This window comes from Bacteroides sp. HPS0048 (assembly GCF_964240755.1).
Lineage (GTDB): Bacteria > Bacteroidota > Bacteroidia > Bacteroidales > Bacteroidaceae > Bacteroides > Bacteroides nordii.
The window spans coordinates 223,774-241,529 of the sequence record NZ_CAXSVC010000005.1 but is presented as its reverse complement, the minus strand read 5'-3'; the positions used below and the strand labels follow the sequence as shown (position 1 = coordinate 241,529).

Genomic DNA, 17,756 nt, shown 5'->3' with positions numbered 1-17,756 from the left:
ATTATTGGATCATAACTTTTTGGCGAACAGTGTCTGTAACTACGATGTAGATTCCGCTTTCCGGCAGGGTAACTGTACCTGTTCCGCTGGCGATGAGTGTTCCGTCAATGGTATATACCTGCAACAATGTTTCTGCGTTGTCGGTAGTAATGATACGTCCCTTGATTTGCAGAACGGACACGGTTGTTTTCTCAATACCTGTCACCTCGTGTTTAGAATAGATGTAGAGGGTGACAATACCGTTTTCGTCTTTCTTGTTCAGCAATCCGTCGTTGTTGTAGCTATATGTCACTTCTGATCTCTTCTCTGTATCCTGATACTGTGTATAGGCAACGATTCTCTTCTGGTCATCGTAGGTGTATACGCTTCTTTCCATCTCTCTGTCACCTACCTGGAATGTTACGGTGATGTTGTTGCCTTCTTGCTCGAATCCGTACTTTTGTTGCGGTATCCAGCTATCGTTTTCCCAGTAGTAGGAGGATATGAGAGAAATCTTCGGACTTTCCATCACCTCTTCTATCTCGATAGGATCGTTGTAACGTTCGGGGTCGGGCAGTGTGAGCTGGATGCTGATTGTAGCCACTTCCTCTTTGTTTCCATAAACTACAACTCCATTCTCGTAGGATTGGTTTATGGTTTCTTTGATTTGATCCTTCAGGAGATGAGAACGGAAGTAGCTTGGTACTGTACTGAATTCACCGTTGCTGTTTACAAAGTAATCTGTTATTTCGGCATATTCCGTCTCTTTGGTTCCAAACTGGTATTTGTATATTGACTTATTTCCCTGCCAGTTATTGCTATCATCGCGGTAGAGGTAGGAACTCAGGATAGTTCTGCCGAATGAATCATATTCCTCACGGTCTTCTTCATTCAGTTGCCATGCATCATCCGTCGGGTATTTTCTGTAGAAAGTAGAACGTATGTTTTTGTTTTGGGCATTATATTCGTATTCAGATTTTATGTTGTACAACAATGTGCCGTTCTCATGCTTGCATGTTCCTGTACTTGCAATAAGGTTTCCCTTATCGTCAAACGTTCCTTCTTCTTCGTTGATTACAAAGACATACTCACCGTCAATACGTTCTTCATCAATTTCTTTTGAGTAACCCTTTGTGGCTACCCCTTGTGCATTACGTTCTATCTTTCCATACTCAGTTTCTACCCATTCACCGTCTTCCCAGTCAGAAGAAGAATAGGTGAGTAACGGACCTTCAAAGTCTTCCTCTTCGCTGTCGGGATCGTAGGCTTCGGTTCCCCAGTATGTATACTCTTCTTTGTATGAGTATTCAAATTTTCCGTTCGTATACTCCTCGACCACTGTAGAGGTGAGGCGGTTGTATGCATCATATACATTGGTTTCTTTTTCTCCATGGATGATGCTACCATCGGGATTGTATGCGTAACGTTCTTCGGACAAGCTGCATTTTGCTTCATTGTGGAGGATGGTCAGGGTTTCGGTCATCCACCAGTCGTTTTTATTTGAGTCCCATTGATAGGAGGTTCTTGTATTTTTCAAGCCTTCTTTTATCGTTTCATACTTTGTTCCACTGCCATGTTCACCCCATGATCCGTTCCAGAATAACGTGAATACCTGGTCTCCTTCATTATCATATCTGAATTCTCTCCAGTCTCTTAGGATACCTCGTTCGTCGTATAATTTGTAGAGGGTTTCGCGCTTTTCTGCATCGTAACCTTTTTCATAGTCGGCCACCAATGTTTGCTCGGGTCCTCCTATTCTGTAGTATTTGTAGATGGTGTTTCCACCTTCATAGCTGATGGTAACTTTGGATATTTCTCTGCCATCATCTAATATAGTACGTCCAGTACAGCGTTGTTGGTCGTCATACGTGTATATTCTTTTATAGACATTATCCAGTCGCCATTCATTGTTGTACCAATGGTATAGCTTTTCTTCGTCACGTTTGCCGTCGGGCGAATAGGTGTATGTGCGTCTCTCCGATCCTTCGATGACAGCTTCGTCCAGGAGGTTGACGCTTGCCCTTTCGATGGTTTCGCGCATATTTTCCAGTTTATGGCGTGCGATGCTGGTATTCACCTGTGTTTCCACCATTTTCTGATACTCTTTTTGTTTTTCTGTTTCTGCTTGTCTGGTTTGCTTTGTTTTGATAGATGTTTTGTGCTCTATTCCATATTTTTTACTTATTATGGAATGGATTTGTTGTGCCGATGTTGTCACGGAAAACAGTGACAAACCAATTAATAGTAGTTCTTTTTTCATAATCTGTCTTTTAAAAGTTTATTTATGACGAACAAAAGTATATATATTTTTTGAAATTGAAAGCGAAATGAGTTTTTAATTTAAACGGCTGTTCCTGCCTTGTAAAGATTACTATGGTAAAAGGAGGACAAACAGGGTGTTTGGAGACTACGCCTTGCCTGCTTGGAGACTATGCCTTGCCTACATGTAGACTACGCCCCGGCTACATGCAACCTTCATGGTTAACTTTTCTTCTCCCGGAAACAATTCCCTACATCCTTCTGTTTTTTATCCATTGAGGTAAAGTATTAAAGGCTTTTATCAGCTTCTTAATCTTTTATAAATAGGGATTTCCCTATTATTGTTTGGGGAAAATCTCCCGAAAAGCAACAATACCTTGCTTATCTTTGTAATGTGAATAAAAGGATTAAAAAAAATAAACCCATAAACCACAGAGATATGAAAAAGATTGTTTTTTTATTGTTGATTGCCTTGTGTCTCCCTATAGGTTTGATGGCACAGAGCTATGACGATGACCTCTACTTCATTCCTTCCAAAGAGAAGGAAGAGCCGGCACCAGAGAAGAAGGAACCGGTGAGGAGACAGGCCACGACGAATATTTATACGTCTCCGGGGACAACTGTTGTTGTTCAGGACCGCAAAGGAAATACCCGAGATGTGGACGAGTATAACCGCCGCTACGATGCACGTGAAAACGACTTCGAGATGGAGGATGACACCTTATATATTAAAGAGAAATCACGCCCGGATCTGGATGGCGAATGGGTGAACGGTGAGTTCAACGGTTCGCAGGACGATTACGAATATGCAGAACGCATCATCCGTTTCCGTAATCCGCGTTTTGCTGTAAGTATCAGTAGCCCGTTCTATTGGGATATTGTTTACGGAAGCAATTCATGGGACTGGAACGTATATACTGACGGCTTGTATGCCTATGCGTTCCCTACGTTCAGCAATCCGATGTGGTGGGATTGGCGCTATAATTCCTACGGTCCCGGTTGGGGTTGGGGATGGTCACGTCCTTATTACGGTTGGGGCGGATATTATGGCGGCTGGTACGGTGGTTGGTATGGTGGCGGCTATTGGGGTGGTCACTGGGGACATCACCATCATTATCCCGGGTATTATCCGGGTTGGGGTGGCGGAGGTCACTACTGGAGCAATAACAGTTATACCAATCGTCGGTCTTACGGAAACAGCGACCGGTATTCGTCGGGTACTTCCCGTCGTACATATACCTCAGGAGATGCCTCCCGTCGCCCAAGTGCAGGCGGAACGAGCACTTCCCGTCGTACCAATGCTTCGTCTTCAAGCAGGGTTGTAGGAACACGTACCTCCGCCAGCAGTCGTCCGGGAGTAAGTACGGACAGGGGAGAAGCAAGCTCTTCACGTCGTTCTACCTACACACGTCCGAGCAGTACGCGCAGTACTTATAATAGTAGCTCGCGGACTGAGGTAAGCCGTCCTTCCAGCAGCTCTTCCTCCAGACCGAGCAGTAGTAGCAGTAGCCGTCCGAGTTCTACTTACAACAGAGGTAGCTCAACGCAGCCTTCCAGCCGTAGCAGCTATTCAAGCGGAAGTTCACGTTCGTCGTCTACTCCTTCTTCCAGCAGAAGTTATTCTCCCAGTAGCAGCAGTAGTTCGCGCTCCAGTGCAGGTTCATATAGTGGTGGTAGTTCCTCCCGTTCCAGTGGTGGTGGCGGTGGTTCCAGCCGTAGCAGTAGTAGCCGGAGATAACCGTAGTATTAACTTAAAAGGTAAGGATTATGAAAAAGATAATGATTATAGCGGCTGCCGCCCTGCTTGCAGGCAGTGCAAAGGCACAGACAATATACGATGCTGCTAAGTTTACTGGTAAGGACTTAAATGGAACCGCCCGTTTTGTCGGTATGGGTGGCGCAATGAGTGCTTTAGGAGGAGATATATCCACTATCGGAACAAATCCGGCTGGTATCGGAATCTACCGCAGTAACGATGTGATGACTACTTTCAGTTTCTCAGCCTATGGGATGGAGAGTACATACAAGGGATTTGACAATGTTTATAATTCAAAATGGGATAAGAACCGTGGAGGATTTGATAATATAGGTTTTGTGTTTTCTTCAAAGATAGGTAATCAGACGCCTCTGCGGTATGTGAATTTCGGATTCAACTATCACAAATCGAAGTCGTTCTATAAGAATATGGGTATGGAGGGATTGCTGAACACAGCACCTGGTGATGGAATTGTAACCCAAACCTATCAGATGGCTAATCAGGCGAATGGAGTGAAAGACAGTAAATATCTTGAAGGCCGTGAAGCTTTTCGTGACAAGGATTTGGGTTGGCTTTCCGTATTGGGATGGCAAGGCCATCTGCTCAATGAAGACGGCAAAGACCAATGGGGTGGAAACCTTTACAGGCCGATGACTACCGATATCCCTTATGCTAAGTTTCACTCCGAGGAAAGAGGCGGAATTGATCAATATGATTTCAACGTATCGTTCAACGTCAATGACCGTTTCTATTTCGGAATGACAATAGGAGCTTATGACGTAGACTATAAGAAGTACTCCTCTTATGACGAGAACTATGGCGAGACAGGATATTTGCTGGAAAGCTGGAACAAGATTGGCGGTAGTGGATTTGACTTTAAGCTGGGAGCCATTGTACGTCCCATCGAATCCTCTCCTCTGCGTTTCGGTGTGTCTGTGCACTCTCCTACATTCTATAAACTTACGCTGACCACAAGTTCCCGTATGGTTTCCGATGTCTTTTTGGGTGATAAACTGACTCGGACCACCATTGATACCTATGACTTGGTGGGTGATATGAACCGTGAGTATAGTTTCCGTACACCGTGGACTTATAATTTCAGTCTCGGATATACAGTGGGCAGTAGCCTGGCTATCGGTGCGGAGTATGAATATGAAAATTATTCAACGATGCGCTTCAACTACCCCGAAGGTGATGCAATGACTTGGGAAAATGACCAGACCAGTATGCTGAAAGGAGTTAGTACGGTTCGCGTAGGGGCAGAGTATAAGGTGATTCCGCAATTTGCTTTCCGTTTGGGATACAATTACAGCACTTCTGCCTTTAAGGAGGATGCTTTCAAGAACTTGCCTATAAACTCAATAAGTACAGATACCGATTTTGCCAATGCCCAGGCGCTTAGCAATTATACCATCGGTATCGGTTATCGTGGCAGCCTGCTTTATGCAGATCTCGCATATAAATACAGTACTTATAAAGAGAAGTTCTATGCCTTTGAAGATATATATCTTAACAAGACGGACGTTACCAATACTCGCAGCCAGGTACTCTTTACCATCGGCATGCGTTTCTAAAAAGAGAAGAGTTTCAATTGCAATTATAACTTTTGTGTGTGAAAAAGATCCCCGGAGAAATGCAGTACTCCGGGGATTCTTGTTTTATATAGCGTATACTTCTATGTTGCAACGCTTTATGTTACCATTTAGGAAAGATAATATTACGAGTCCTAAAGTACGTATTTAACAATACCTTAAAATGCATTTTAACGCTCCCTTAAAATGCATAGTTCAGATGTAAACTATGCATTCTTTGTCAGGCATAGTACGTATGATTCTCAGGAATGTTAATAGGATTAATCAATACTCCACTTTATCTTCCTTCTCCGCCCACTCTTCAAAAGCTTTGATAGCTTCATTGTGGAGCAGTACCTCCGAAGGCAATTTCCGGTCTGCGGGCTTCAATTCCAGTTCGTCATAAATAAATGAGTCGTCGAACCCTATATTCTTCGCATCCGTTTTGTTATTGCCATAATACATTTTATCCAGTCGTGCCCAATAGATCGCTCCCAGACACATCGGGCAGGGTTCACACGAAGTATATATTTCGTAACCGCTTAGGTTGAATGTACCAAGTTGGGCAGCAGCAGCACGGATAGCGCTGACTTCCGCATGGGCTGTAGGGTCGCAAGAGGCAGTTACGCGGTTTACTCCGGTAGCAATAATCTCTCCGTCTTTGGCAATAACAGCACCAAACGGGCCACCACCATTAGCGACATTTTCTTTTGAAAGCTCAATGGCTTTCCGCATTAATTCTTCCTTAGTCATTTCTTTTAAGATTTAGTTTTAAGGCAAAGGTAATCATTCAGACAATTCCCGGCAACCAAGTTCTTCTTTTATTTGTTGTTATATCATATTTTATTTAAGAACAATCAGCGTATGAAATTTGATATAGCAATCATTGGCGGAGGTCCCGCCGGATATACCGCTGCCGAGCGTGCAGGGGCCAACGGTCTGAGAACCGTACTGTTTGAGAAAAAAGCAATGGGAGGGGTATGCCTTAACGAAGGATGTATCCCAACCAAAACATTATTGTACTCCGCCAAAGTGCTGGATAATATAAAAGGAGCATCCAAGTATGGTGTTTCCGTCTCCGGGCTTCCCGCGTTTGATATGGAAAAGATTATCAGCCGCAAAGACAAGACAGTGAAGAAGCTGACGGGAGGAGTGACAATGACGGTAACTTCCTACGGTGTAACGATTGTGGAGCATGAAGCCCTCATAGTGGGGGAGAAGGATGGGCGAATACACATTAGCAGTGAGGACGAATCGTATGAGGTAACCTATCTGATGGTTTGTACGGGTTCTGATACGGTGATTCCTCCGATAAAGGGGCTTACGGATGTAGATTACTGGACTTCAAAAGAAGCCCTGGAGTCGACGCAGCTCCCCCGGTCACTCGTCATCATTGGTGGTGGCGTAATCGGTATGGAGTTCGCCTCTTTCTTCAACAGTATGGGAGTGCGGGTAGCAGTGGTCGAGATGATGCCCGAAATTCTGGGTGCGATGGATAAAGAAACCAGCGCCATGCTCCGGGCAGACTATACGAAACGGGGTGTTAATTTCTATCTGAATACAAAAGTGATTGAAGTGGGTAAGGCAGGAGTTACAGTAGAGAGAGATGGGAAAACAACCGTGCTTGAAGCAGATAAGATATTAGTAAGCGTGGGACGTAAAGCAAATATAGGCCAGGTGGGGCTTGATAAACTGAACATCGAGCTACACCGTAGTGGGGTGAAAGTAAATGAGCACATGCAAACCTCTCACCCGCATGTATATGCTTGTGGTGATATTACAGGCCATTCGATGCTGGCACATACTGCCATCCGTGAGAGTGAGGTGGCTATTAACCACATTTTGGGCGTAGAAGATAAGATGAACTACGACTACATTCCCGGAGTAGTTTATACCAATCCCGAACTTGCCGGGGTGGGGAAGACGGAAGAAGAGCTGATTGCCGGAGGGGTGAGTTACCGGGTGCAGAAGTTACCAATGGTCTACTCCGGGCGTTTTATTGCCGAGAATGAATTGGGAAATGGGCTTTGCAAACTGATTCTTGATGAGGATGAGCATATCATCGGCTGTCACTTGTTGGGGAATCCGGCTTCGGAACTAATTGTGGTGGCAGGTATTGCCATCGAGCACGGATATACGGTAGAAGAGTTTAAGAAGAGTGTATTTCCTCACCCCACGGTGGGAGAGATTTTCCATGAAACCCTTTTTGCCTGATGTTCTGCATAGACAACCGCTGTACGGATATCTATTTCAATCTGGCAGCAGAAGAATATCTGTTGAAGCAGAAGCGTGAGAACTATTTCATGCTCTGGCAGGCAACTCCTACGGTGGTTATCGGCAAACACCAGCGTGTGGAGGCAGAAGTGGATACGGACTACACGCAGCAGTACGGTGTGAGGATTGCCCGCCGTTTCTCCGGTGGAGGTGCAGTTTATCACGATGCGGGAAATGTCAACCTCACTTTCATAGAGACTGCTACTCAGCCCGACTTCAACTATTATCTGCAACAGACCATTGATTTTCTGGCAACAGTAGGGATCACTGCCAGTGCGGACAGTCGCTTAGGAGTGTATATCGACGGGCAGAAGATATCCGGTAGTGCGCAGTGTATCCACAAAAACAGAGTGATGTATCACTGCACACTCCTCTTTTCTACAAACATCGAGGCATTGAATGCCTCGCTCAATGGCAGGTCGGAGCCGGAAGTACTGGCTCCCGGTTCGCACATAGTGCGCGCTGTGCCGTCAGTAAAAAGTGAAGTGACCAATGTGTGCAGGCATTTGCAACAACCTCCGGATATGCGACGCTTTCTACGGCTCCTGTTTCATTACTTTCTGAGTGAGAATGGAGAGAATCCTATCTATCGTTTCACCCGTAATGATATAGAAGCTATTGAACGGCTGAAGCGTGAGAAGTATGCTACGGAAGCGTGGATTTTGGGGAATTGACAGGGGACAATGGACAATTGACAGTGGACAATTGACAGTGGACAGTTATTGTGCGGGGTGATAACAACTATAAACTATTAACTCGGAACTTTCTAATCCGGAAGGTTGTTTAATCTATATAAGTCAATAATAATAAAAGAGTAAGTTATATGGCAAAGTTTGAAATAAAGATGCCCAAATTGGGTGAGAGTGTCACTGAAGGTACCATTATATCCTGGTCGGTACAAGTAGGCGACGTCGTTCAGGAAGACGATGTATTGTTTGAGGTTAACACTGCCAAAGTGAGTGCCGAAGTTCCGTCTCCCGTAGCCGGCAAGGTGGTAGAGATATTGTTTAAAGAAGGCGATACAGTGCCGGTAGGAACTGTGGTTGCCCTTGTAGATATGGGTGGAGAAGGCGAACAGGAAGAAACCGAAACAGAGCAACCTGCAAGCGGAATACCCACTTCTGACTCTCCGCAGGAGAAAGCTGTGAAAGCCGAAGAAGAGCGTTGGTACTCGCCCGTTGTGTTACAGCTGGCACGGGAAGCAAAAATTCAGAGGGAAGAACTGGATACCATTCCCGGTACAGGTTATGAGGGGCGGTTGAGTAAGAAAGATATCAAAGATTACATTGCCCGGAAGAAGAGTGGTAGTCCTGTTGCGCCTAAAGTTACTGTTCAGCAAGCAGCCGCTATATCCAAAGAGGCTCCGGTGAATACAGCTCCGGCTACTTCGCCTGTATCTGCTGCTACCACTGCTCCGGTTGCACCGGTTGTCTCGCCTGCTCCGGTAGCCGGGTCCACTTCGGATGTGGAAGTGAAGCCTATGGATTTTGTCCGTAAGATTATCGCCGATCATATGGTAATGTCGAAGAAAGTTTCTCCACACGTAACCAATGTAGTCGAAGTTGATGTGACCCGGCTGGTTCACTGGCGTGAGAAGAATAAAGATGCATTCTTCCGTCGGGAGGGTGTGAAGCTGACTTATATGCCTGTCATAACAGAGGCGGTGGCTAAAGCATTGGCTGCTTATCCGCAGGTGAATGTATCTGTTGACGGTTACAATATACTGTTTAAGAAGCACATCAATATCGGGGTTGCCGTATCGCTGAATGACGGTAATCTGATTGTACCTGTCATCCATGATGCCGACCGCCTGAACCTGAACGGACTGGCACTGAGCATAAACTCACTGGCACTTAAAGCCCGCAATAATAAGCTGACTCCTGACGAGATTAGTGGCGGAACATTTACAATCACCAACTACGGTACATTTAAGATGCTTTTTGGTACTCCGGTAATCAATCAGCCGGAGGTCGCTATCCTGGGTGTGGGGAGTATTGAGAAGAAGCCGGTTGTAAAAGAAACTCCCGAAGGAGATGTGATCGCTATCCGGCACAAAATGTACCTGTCTCTCTCTTATGACCACCGGGTAGTTGATGGCTCATTAGGGGGTAACTTCCTCCATTTTATAGCAGATTATTTAGAGCGTTTCACCTCAGAATAATGCCCCTGTGGTACTTCTGAGCAGCTTTTTGGGGATGCTGTTATGACACACCTGTGTCACCGGTCATGACACACCTGTGTTACCAGTCATGACACACCTGTGTCACCAGTCATGACACACTGATGTCACCGAGCATGACACACTGATGTCACCGGGCATGACATCACGATGTCACCGGGCATGACATCACGATGTCACAACACCCCCTCCCGAAGCCTCCCTCGAAGTATCCCCTAAATGTCAAATAAAAATACACATTGATACCCCCATTAATATACAATCATCGCCTGCCGCACCTCCCCGTGCGGGAAGCACAAAAAAAGATTTATGAAGAAATATGATATTAAGACTACTGACGAAGCCACGCTTCGTAAATGGTACTATCTGATGACTTTAGGACGTGCACTCGACGAGAAAACACCGTCTTATTTGTTGCAATCTTTAGGGTGGTCTTTCCACGCCCCTTATGCCGGGCATGATGGCATTCAGTTAGCCATCGGGCAGGTTTTCACCAAAGGAGAAGATTTTCTTTTCCCATACTACCGCGATATGCTTACCGCTCTTTCTGCCGGAATGAGCGTAGAGGAATTGATTCTAAACGGCATTTCCAAAGCTACCGACCCCGGTAGTGGCGGTCGTCACATGTCCAATCACTTCGCCAAACCGGAGTGGCACATTGAAAATGTCTCTTCTGCCACCGGTACACACGACTTGCATGCCGCAGGCGTAGCCCGGGCTATGGTTTACTACGGCCACCGGGGTGTTGCGATCACTTCGCATGGCGAATCAGCCTCCTCCGAGGGCTTTGTTTACGAAGCTGTCAATGGGGCCAGTCTTGAGCGCCTGCCTGTTATCTTTGTATGGCAGGACAATGGTTATGGTATCTCTGTCCCGAAAGATGAGCAGACTGCCAACCGTAAAGTTGCCGATAACTTCTCCGGCTTTAAGAATCTGAAAATCATTCATTGTAACGGCAAAGACGTGTTCGACTCTATGAATGCGATGACCGAAGCCCGTGAGTTTGCCATTGCCAATCGCACCCCGGTGATTGTACATGCCAATTGTGTCCGTATCGGTTCGCATTCCAATTCGGACAAGCATACCCTTTACCGCGATGAGAACGAACTTACCTATGTGAAAGATGCCGATCCGCTGATGAAATTCCGCCGGATGTTGCTCCGTTACAAACGACTCTCGGAAGAGGATTTGCAAAAGATAGAAGCCGAAGCGAAAAAAGAGCTTAGTGCTGCCAATCGCAAAGCACTTGCTGCTCCCGATCCCGATCCGAAGTCGATTTTTGACTTTGTACTGCCGGAACCTTATGAACCGAAGAAGTATCCGGATGGAACTCACAAGGAGGTAGAAGGAGAGAAGGCTTTTATGGTGACTGCTATTAATGAAACACTGAAGTCTGAGTTCAGGCGCAATCCCGATACCTTTATCTGGGGACAGGATGTGGCAAACAAAGAAAAAGGAGGCGTATTTAATGTCACCAAAGGCATGCAACAGGAGTTTGGCGATGCCCGTGTATTCAGTGCACCGATTGCCGAAGATTATATCGTAGGTACAGCCAATGGTATGTGTCGCTTCGACCCGAAGATACATGTTGTGATAGAGGGTGCTGAGTTTGCCGATTATTTCTGGCCGGCTGTAGAGCAGTACGTAGAGTGTACACACGAGTACTGGCGAAGCAACGGAAAATTTGTTCCCAATATCACCCTGAGATTAGCTTCGGGTGGTTATATCGGTGGCGGACTGTATCACTCCCAAAACATAGAAGGAGCTCTTACCACCCTTCCCGGAGCACGGATCGTATGTCCTTCTTTTGCCGATGATGCGGCCGGACTGCTTCGTACAAGTATGCGTTCGAGGGGATTCACTTTATTTATTGAACCGAAAGCTCTGTACAATTCAGTAGAAGCCTCAGCCATTGTGCCCGAAGATTTTGAGGTACCTTTTGGTAAGGCCCGTATCCGTCGTGAAGGTTCTGATCTGAGTATTATCACTTATGGCAATACTACCCATTTTTGCCTTAACGTAGCCGAACGCCTATCGAAAGAAAGCGGATGGGAAGTGGAAGTGATCGACCTTCGTTCACTGATCCCGTTGGACAAAGAGACTATCTTTGAATCGGTAAAGAAAACCAGCAAGGCATTGGTGGTACACGAAGATAAAGTCTTTTCAGGCTTTGGTGCCGAGGTAGCTGCTACTCTTGGGACGGAGATGTTCAGGCATCTTGATGCCCCTATCCGTCGTGTAGGTTCCACATTTACACCGGTTGGGTTTCATCCGGCACTGGAACGTGCTATTTTGCCCGATGAAGAAAAGATATATGCAGCAGCAAAAGAGTTATTGGAATATTAAGAAAGATAGATTGATAAATAATCGTTCATCATTATATGATACTGTTATTGAAACGCAGAAACTCGCAGATTCACGCAAAGCATATCATCGCTCAAGTATAGCGCAGCCATTTAATCAGCGAAAATCTGCGATCATTTGCGTTTCAATAAAACGCTGTCACATAGTATGAACTAAATTTAAAGTACTACTTATATGAAAAAGATAGCATTGATTTACGCTGCCAATTCGGATAAGACGGCCTTGGTAGCAAAAAAGATACAAAAAGAGTTGGGTGATGCAGTTGAGATAGTCTCTGTAGAGAACGCCTGGCAGAATGATTTTGAAGCATACGACCATTTGATTGTGGGAGCTTCTACCTGGTTTGACGGGGAACTGCCTACCTATTGGGATGAACTTCTGCCGGAGCTGAGGACACTTCAACTGAAGGGAAAGAAAGTAGCCATCTTTGGCCTGGGTGACCAGGCAAAGTATCCTGATAACTTTGTAGATGGTATGGGCATACTGGCAGATGTTTTTGAAGAAGACGGAGCCACCCTGGTTGGTTTTACTTCTACAGAGGGATATAAATTTAATAAGTCTCGTGCACTGCGTGGCAATCAATGGTGTGGCTTGGTTATTGATCTTGATAATCAGGCGGAACTGACGGACAAGCGGGTGAGGGAGTGGTGTAAGGAGATTATAAAGTAGTGATTAGTGATAAGTGATTAGTGATTAGTGGGCTGCGCTATGGCAACGATTGCGCAGCCCACTAATCACTTATCGCTAATCACTTATCGCTAATCACTTATCGCTAATCACTTACCACTAATCACTAATCACTCTCTCCCTACCAATACCAACAAATACCGAAAGCCATTGGCGATACATCCGGTCCCTTTCCTTTTTCAAAGAGCCCGTAGGTAGAATAGCGCAGATAGAAACCCAGGCTGCCATATCCAGCTTGTGCCAGCAGGTTGATGCCTACCGGGTGTACATACATACCTTTACCCAGTGTCTCTTTGTGTCCGTTTACTTTTGCCATTGATTTCACACCGTGGCGTATTTCCACTTCCGGTCCGGCAGCGAAGAATACGGGGCGACGTCCGTTGATTCTTGTCTGCCATTCGATAGAGATAGGAATACGAAAATGGAAGTAGCGCAGACGGCTTTTGTTATACATCGTTTCCTCATCTCCGTCAAAGACACCCGTGCTGCCTTCTGCTTTCAGGAAAGCCTGATTGCCGTCCAGACGGAAAGAAGTATATCCCCAACCCAGCCCGAAGGTCATTCCCCAGTGACGATCACGGGTCAGAGCAATATGGCTGGAGAAAAGATTGGCACCGATTTCCCAGGATTTACCGGCATCCAGTGATGCTTTTCCGGTGGGGCCGAAACTATAGAAATCATTCGTGAGGCGGCTGAATCCCATATAAAAACCACTGGAATGTGGGTCGAAGCGATTGCGCTTTTTCGGTGCAAAGGGGAGCGCATCCAATATGCTTGGGCGGTCAGAGTCGATACGGGTGAGGTAGACGCCTTCAAAAAGCTTCTCTTCCTGCCTGGTGTCGTTACAGATATTCTCTTCATAGATTTTGATTTTCACGTTACCTTCTCCCTTCAGGATAACGATAGAGTCGCCGGAAGTGTTTACGGTCGTTTGTTTTCTGGTTTCGCTTTCTTGTGCTGCAATACCCATGAACGGGAAGAGCATCATACATGCTAAAATGATCTTTTTCATGTCTTTATCGTTTTTATTGTTTTAGTTTCTTCTTTGGAATAAGAGTGCTACAAGCTCGTCCGAATTCAGATTGCCTTCGATATAGATTAAGGTAGCGCTGTTTTTCTTCCCGATCTTGAACAGGAGGAAACGGTTCAGTTTCTCTTTGCCTTTTTTCACCTGAGTGAGTTGGTAATAGGCAGTCAGCAGTTTACCGTCTTCGATGATCTCTTGTATTTTTTTCATGGTTCCTTCTTTCTGGTCTTTCTCCAAACAATCCAGTATATAAGGCAATGCTTCTGTCACATCTTTGAAAACCAGACTTCTGTATAGGTCGATACGGTAGGAGTCCAGCATGTCTCGGGACAATTCTACCATCGTCACACCTTTTTGCTTGCCGTATTTCTGAAATACGGAAGCACTGTGCAGATCTTCCTGCGCCTTTATACTAGCTGGGAAGGCAGCTAATAGCAGGATGATAAGTGTTGTGCGAATGACTGTATTCATATAGGTTCTTTTTATTTTTTTTGATAGTTTACTACTGTTTCTATTCACCAAAGAGGCTGTCGAGAAGTTCATCTTCGTCGAGGCTTACATTGCGGAAGGCTGCCATAGCTTGTTCGCGCACCAGATTTTCGTCCGTGTAGCACTTACCGTCGATGATGACGTAGCTGTCGGGCATGGCGTTGAGGTGACGGTGAATACCGGCAATGCCCAGTAGCAGAAGCAGTCCGGCGGCAATTCCGCTCAGGGTGTAGATGGCGTGGCGACGGAGTTTTCTTTGTTTTGTAGCGGGCTTTGTATCGGTGGTTTTAGCTTGCCTGTTTTCTTTTTCAAGGAAAGCAAACAGGGGGCTGTATTCTTTCAGGTGTTCCGGTACGATTCCCTGGGTGAAGAAGTGTCTGAGTTCGCGTTCTTCTTCGCAAGAGGTTTCACCTTCAAAGTATTTATTTAATAATTCTTCTATATTCATGCTTCGTTTCTCCTTTTCCTTTCTTGTATGGTTTGCAGGTAAATGTCTCTAACTTTCTTTCGTGCTCTGGACAAGTTGCTGCGGATAGCTTCAGGATTACATCCGGTGATTTCCGCAATCTCGCCTGTTTCGTATTCCTGCACGTCCTTCATTTGTATGATGGTACGTTGCAGACTGGGTAGTGAGTCGATGATTTCGCGCATCAGGCGGAATTCATCTTTCTCTTCGAGTAGTCGCTCCGGAGTGGCCGATTGGCTGGGGGCTTGCACCTGATCCAGTGAAAGGGCGTCCGGGCGTCGGGCCCGCCAGATATCCATGCAGAGGTGGTGCGTCATGGTCATGGCCAAGGCTTCGATACTGCGGTATTCATCCAGTCTCTGGCGCATATTCCATAGCTTCAGCATGACTTCCTGCACTGCGTCTTCGGCATCGGAGGGATCTTCTGTCAATTTCCGCGCATAGTTTAATAACTTTTCGCGGAGGGGTAGCACGTCTATTTTAAATTGTTTGAGTTCCATTTACATCAATAAGACGGAGGGAGAGGAGAAACGTGACATCAAAGATAGAACTTTTTTAAGTAAACTGGAAAGATAGGTTGCTTTCTGTCTCTGTTACAGTCTTTTTTATTAAGTAATCGTTTAAAATTATAGGATACTCTTACTGAAACGCAGAAACTCACAGATTCACGCAAAGCATATCATCGCTTAAGTATAGCGTAGCCATTTAATCTGCGAAAATCTGCGATCATTTGTGTTTTAATAAAATGTTGTCATAGTATGAACTAAATTTGAAGTACCACTTACTATTATCAAACTATCATTTGCTGATAAGCTGTTGAATAGGAGTCTTTAAGCAAGGATAAACAATGGTAGAGGTAACGATTGGGTAACCGTTTGGCAAATACTTAACTTTTATTGTTGGCAGATCCTATTCTGATATACTTGAAAACCATGTTATACCAATAAAGCGGGGGATCTCAGATAGTTATGAGATTCCCCGCTTTATTGTAAGAGAAAAACTCTTTACTCGTATTTTTTGCATTCTTCTATTAGCTCTTCACTACATTGTTCCGGAGCTAATGGTGAAAAAAGTTCTATTAAATTATCTTCAGGATCGCGCAAATGTACTGTGCGCATCCCCCAATCAGCCATATTGGTAGGTTCATTAACAAATACCACACCCTTTTCTTTCAACGCTGTATAAGTATCGTCAACATTGTCTACACTGAATGATACGAGTGATTTCTCTCGGAATCCAACAGGCAGCTCTTTATTCGCATTACCTACAGACGGTGCCATCCAATCGGATACAAAAAGGGCAAATCCTTCTATTCCGTCTGCTACCTTAAAACTGGCATATCCACTGTTCTCATCGCCCCAAGCCGGTTCCAATCCAAGTTGTTCAGAGTAGAACTTAAAACATTTAGCAAAATCCTTAACTAATAATCTTACATTACTAAATTTCATTGTTGTCAAATTTTTATAGTTATTCTTATACGTGTGTTTCCAGGATTATTCATTAGCAATGACTTTTATATCTTCCCCAGTATCTTATCCATTACCCAATTGGTAAGTGTGGCACTTTCGCCGTCGCATGTACAGATTGATTTTCCTAACAGATGGTCTACCACTGCCTGAATAAGCGGTTGTTGTACATGTTCGGGGTTTTCGATATGTATCTCTTCCCGTCCTCGTTCCGTATGTAGTGCAATGGGATCAAATGAAAAGACGGAGAAACAGATCATACCTTTGTCACCGATAATTTCGATACGGTCTTCCTTGGCAGACTCATGTGCAACGAAGCACCAGGAACCACTCCCTACCAGTCCGTTGTCAAACTGGAAGCAGGCACTCAATGTGTCTTCTGCCGGATACAATCCGCCACGGTTACTTTTATAACCACTGGCTTCGAGAATGCAACCAAACATCTCCTGCAATAAGTCTATCTGGTGAGGGGCGAGATCATAGAAATAACCACCTCCAGCGATGTCTGCCTGTACCCGCCAGGGTAGGTTGTTGCGGTTATAGTCCAGATCGCGGGGAGGCTGGGCGAAGCGGATTTGTATATTGATTACATTGCCGATAACACCTTCTTCCACAAGTTGTTTTACCTTGATGAAGTAGGGCAGGTAGCGACGGTAGTAAGCCACGAAACAAGGAACGCCCGTTTCGCGTGAGATACGGTTGATGCGGGTACACTCTTCGTAAGTGACGGCCATTGGTTTCTCTATATAGGCGGGCTTGCCGGCTTTCATTGACATGATGGCGTATGTGGCGTGAGAGGAAGGGGGAGTGGCAATGTAGATGGCGTTTACCTCCGGATCATCAATAAGCTCCTGAGCATCGTCATACCATTTCCTGATACCTCTTTCCTCTGCATAAGCTTTTGCTTTGGAGCCGTCACGACTCATTACGGCCACCACCTCAGAGCCTTCCACCTTTTGGAACGCAGGGCCGCTTTTCTTCTTTGTCACTTCACCGCAACCGATGAAGCCCCATTTAATAATCTTTTCACTCATACCTATCTGTTTTTTTACGATCACAAAGATAAGGATATTTTTCTGTCAAGAGCATATTTATTGATTCTTAACTTAAAAGCATTCCTTTTGAGAGAAAACGCTGTTTGCATCATAGCACAGTGGTATTTCTATCGTAACATACTGGGATATGAACCATAACATACCGGGAAACAAACCGTAACATATTGGGAAACTTTTGGCGAGT

General features: G+C 45.2%; 15 protein-coding genes. 7 read left to right on the top strand and 8 right to left on the bottom strand.

All coding sequences use genetic code 11. The features are described from left to right. Nucleotide 1: 1 nt before the first annotated feature. A complete protein-coding gene (locus ACESQI_RS06480) occupies nt 2-2,239 on the bottom strand; it encodes a hypothetical protein (protein ID WP_373125579.1) in 2,238 nt (745 codons plus the stop codon). Nucleotides 2,240-2,677: 438 nt separating this feature from the next. Here ACESQI_RS06480 and ACESQI_RS06475 point away from each other — a divergent pair, with 438 nt between their 5' ends. Both ACESQI_RS06475 and ACESQI_RS06470 read left to right on the top strand, forming a co-directional pair. Continuing rightward, nucleotides 2,678-3,976 (top strand): hypothetical protein, encoded by a 1,299-nt coding sequence (locus tag ACESQI_RS06475; protein WP_002561699.1) that lies wholly within the window; start codon nt 2,678-2,680, stop codon nt 3,974-3,976. Between the two features lie 29 nt (nt 3,977-4,005). After that, nucleotides 4,006-5,568 (top strand): OmpP1/FadL family transporter, encoded by a 1,563-nt coding sequence (locus tag ACESQI_RS06470; protein ID WP_373125578.1) that lies wholly within the window; start codon nt 4,006-4,008, stop codon nt 5,566-5,568. A 282-nt stretch (nt 5,569-5,850) separates the two neighbouring features. Here the strand turns inward: ACESQI_RS06470 and ACESQI_RS06465 are convergent, their stop codons facing one another. Next, a complete protein-coding gene (locus ACESQI_RS06465) occupies nt 5,851-6,318 on the bottom strand; it encodes a nucleoside deaminase (RefSeq protein WP_002561697.1) in 468 nt (155 codons plus the stop codon). Nucleotides 6,319-6,429: 111 nt separating this feature from the next. Here ACESQI_RS06465 and lpdA point away from each other — a divergent pair, with 111 nt between their 5' ends. From lpdA to ACESQI_RS06440, 5 genes are all read left to right on the top strand, one after another. Further along, nucleotides 6,430-7,779: a dihydrolipoyl dehydrogenase gene (gene lpdA / locus ACESQI_RS06460; protein ID WP_373125577.1), complete on the top strand. Its 1,350-nt coding sequence runs from the start codon at nt 6,430-6,432 to the stop codon at nt 7,777-7,779. Next, nucleotides 7,779-8,513 (top strand): biotin/lipoate A/B protein ligase family protein, encoded by a 735-nt coding sequence (locus ACESQI_RS06455; protein ID WP_373125576.1) that lies wholly within the window; start codon nt 7,779-7,781, stop codon nt 8,511-8,513. Before lpdA ends, ACESQI_RS06455 begins: the two co-directional genes overlap by 1 nt. 149 nt (nt 8,514-8,662) lie before the next feature. After that, the gene (locus ACESQI_RS06450; protein WP_373125575.1) at nt 8,663-10,000 is read left to right on the top strand and encodes a dihydrolipoamide acetyltransferase family protein; all 1,338 of its coding nucleotides are present in this window, start codon (nt 8,663-8,665) and stop codon (nt 9,998-10,000) included. A gap of 327 nt (nt 10,001-10,327) precedes the next feature. Then, nucleotides 10,328-12,364: a thiamine pyrophosphate-dependent enzyme gene (locus ACESQI_RS06445; protein ID WP_373125574.1), complete on the top strand. Its 2,037-nt coding sequence runs from the start codon at nt 10,328-10,330 to the stop codon at nt 12,362-12,364. Between the two features lie 192 nt (nt 12,365-12,556). Continuing rightward, nucleotides 12,557-13,051: a flavodoxin gene (locus tag ACESQI_RS06440; protein WP_221648778.1), complete on the top strand. Its 495-nt coding sequence runs from the start codon at nt 12,557-12,559 to the stop codon at nt 13,049-13,051. A gap of 139 nt (nt 13,052-13,190) precedes the next feature. On the opposite strand, the gene ACESQI_RS06435 is transcribed toward ACESQI_RS06440, so the two are convergent. From ACESQI_RS06435 to ACESQI_RS06410, 6 genes are all read right to left on the bottom strand, one after another. Next, nucleotides 13,191-14,081, bottom strand: a complete 891-nt coding sequence (locus tag ACESQI_RS06435) for a hypothetical protein (RefSeq protein WP_373125573.1) — start codon at nt 14,079-14,081, stop codon at nt 13,191-13,193. A gap of 21 nt (nt 14,082-14,102) precedes the next feature. After that, complete coding sequence (locus ACESQI_RS06430; RefSeq protein ID WP_007484980.1) at nt 14,103-14,567, bottom strand: DUF4252 domain-containing protein; 465 nt, start codon at nt 14,565-14,567, stop codon at nt 14,103-14,105. A gap of 40 nt (nt 14,568-14,607) precedes the next feature. Continuing rightward, a complete protein-coding gene (locus ACESQI_RS06425; protein ID WP_002561689.1) occupies nt 14,608-15,033 on the bottom strand; it encodes a hypothetical protein in 426 nt (141 codons plus the stop codon). Continuing rightward, nucleotides 15,030-15,551, bottom strand: a complete 522-nt coding sequence (locus ACESQI_RS06420) for an RNA polymerase sigma factor (protein WP_373125572.1) — start codon at nt 15,549-15,551, stop codon at nt 15,030-15,032. Before ACESQI_RS06420 ends, ACESQI_RS06425 begins: the two co-directional genes overlap by 4 nt. 504 nt (nt 15,552-16,055) lie before the next feature. Beyond that, nucleotides 16,056-16,499 carry a VOC family protein gene (locus ACESQI_RS06415; protein ID WP_002561687.1) on the bottom strand — a complete coding sequence of 148 codons (444 nt, stop codon included), beginning with the start codon at nt 16,497-16,499 and terminating at the stop codon, nt 16,056-16,058. Between the two features lie 65 nt (nt 16,500-16,564). Next, nucleotides 16,565-17,551: a Gfo/Idh/MocA family protein gene (locus ACESQI_RS06410; protein ID WP_007484982.1), complete on the bottom strand. Its 987-nt coding sequence runs from the start codon at nt 17,549-17,551 to the stop codon at nt 16,565-16,567. Between the last annotated feature and the right edge of the window lie 205 nt (nt 17,552-17,756).